Annotated in this window: 1 protein-coding gene and 1 pseudogene; one reads left to right on the top strand and one right to left on the bottom strand. The window is 70.9% G+C overall.

The window, feature by feature from the left end; translation table 11 throughout:
* A partial coding sequence (locus DN069_RS38595) for an alpha/beta hydrolase (protein ID WP_111507905.1) occupies window positions 1-1,096 on the bottom strand: 1,096 nt, incomplete at its 3' end.
* 270 nt (window positions 1,097-1,366) lie between these two features.
* On the opposite strand from DN069_RS38595, the pseudogene DN069_RS40790 reads away from it, so the two are divergent.
* Window positions 1,367-1,809 (top strand): annotated as a pseudogene (locus tag DN069_RS40790) (trypsin-like serine peptidase); the annotation flags it as partial.

Genomic DNA, 1,809 nt, shown 5'->3' with positions numbered 1-1,809 from the left:
TCGGGGTGGGGGCCGCCGGCTGGACCAGCTGGGGGGCGTCCAGCTGCTGGCTGAGCCACGGGAGGACGACCGGGAAGAGCGCCTCCCAGGTGCCCCAGTTGTGCCCGCCGTCCTTCAGGATGATCGGCTGCTCCACCGTGACCGGGAACTTCGCCGCCGCGCGCAGCGCCTGCGCGTTCTGGGGGGTGCTCCACCGGTCGTGGGCCGTGGTGGCGATCAGGATGGAGACATTCGCCTGCGGGCCGGTCTTCTTGATCAGCGCCAGCGGATTCTGCGCCGCGAGGACGTTCTTGTCGCGGACCGTCGTCGGGTCGCCGTGGAAGTCGTCGGGGCTGAGCGCGACCGCCGTGCCGAAGGACTCCGGGTGCTGCAGGACCAGCTTGGTCGCGCAGTAGCCGCCGGTCGAGTCGCCGACCAGGCCCCAGCCGCGGGAGTCGCCGAGGACGCGGAAGTCCTTCTTCACCAGGTTCGGCACGTCGGTGTCGAGCCAGGTGCCGTTGCGGATCTTGCCGACGTCGGTGCAGTCGGTGTTGATGCCGTTCGGGTTGATCCGGGGGATCACCACGAGGGCCGGCTTCATCTTGCCGCTCGCCATCAGCGACTCGATCGGGCCGGGCATGCCGCCGCCCTTGATCCACGTCTCCGGGGAGCCGGGGATGCCGTGCAGCAGCTCTATGACCGGGAACGAGTAGTTCTTGAACTGCGGCTCGCTGTACTGCGGCGGGGTCCACACCAGGACCTCGCCCGTCATGCCGGACGCGGCACCGTGCAGGGTCGTGCGCTGGAAGCCGCTGGGGCCGCCGGTGAAGGACGCGGCCTGCGCGCTGGCGGCGTCGCCCGCCGCCACGCCCACGCCCGCGTTGTCCTGCTGGCCGAAGAGGTCGCCCCACGACGAGTAGAGACCGTTGGCGTTGTTGATCCAGACCGCGACCACCGCGATGGCAGTGAGCTGGCACAGACCGATGAGCCCGAGCCGGACGGCGGCGCGCACGGCCTTGGGGCCACGAACGGCACCCCAGGCGAACATGGTCGCCACCACGGCGACGATCGTCGCCACGATCAGGGTGTAGAAGAAGGCGGCGCCGGTGAGGCTCACAGTCCTGTTCTCTCTTCACTGCTGGCAGACAGGGAGGCCCGCGCCCTGCTGCTCGGCTCCCACCGTCGTGAACGTTAGCCGGGTCGGGTGAGCGAAAGGCTCTTACCTCATCGGTTCGGGGCGGTTCGTGACAGAACTGTCGCACGTGTGAGCCATCCTGTGACCTGGCGGGCCAGAGAAGGGGGCTTCGGTGTGACCGACGCGACACGCGAAAGCATCGACGTCCGCACTGTGGACAGGCCCCAGGTTCGCCTGCCTATCATCGGCCGGGTGAACCGAGCCCAGCTGCGCAGCGCCACTCGCGCTCTCGGCGTGCTCGCTTTCGCCGTGTGCTTCGCGTTCGTCATGGTGCGCGGCGGATTCGGCTCCGGCTCCTCCACGGACGGCGCGGCGGCGCTGACGCCCTCCGACAACCCCGACCGGCGCGCGATGCCCGCGGGCCCGCCCGGCCCCGTCGCGGCGAACGTCCCCGGCTCGCTCGCCGGCCCGCAGGCCAGCCCGGACGGCCACAGCACGCCCTTCGGCGGGCTGCCCGCCATCGGGGTGCTCTTCTCCCCGGACGAGGTCGCCGACAACCACCACTTCTGCACCGCGAGCGTGGTGCACTCGCCCGGCGGTGACGTGGTCGCCACCGCCGCGCACTGCCTGAGCGACCCGGCGAACGGCTCGCCGAACCCCTCCACGGTCGTCTTCGCGCCCGGCTACCACGACGG

The sequence above is a fragment of the Streptacidiphilus pinicola genome (assembly GCF_003258295.1).
Lineage (GTDB): Bacteria > Actinomycetota > Actinomycetes > Streptomycetales > Streptomycetaceae > Streptacidiphilus > Streptacidiphilus pinicola.
Note: the sequence above shows the minus strand (reverse complement) of the source record. Positions and strands in the feature narration are given on the sequence as shown.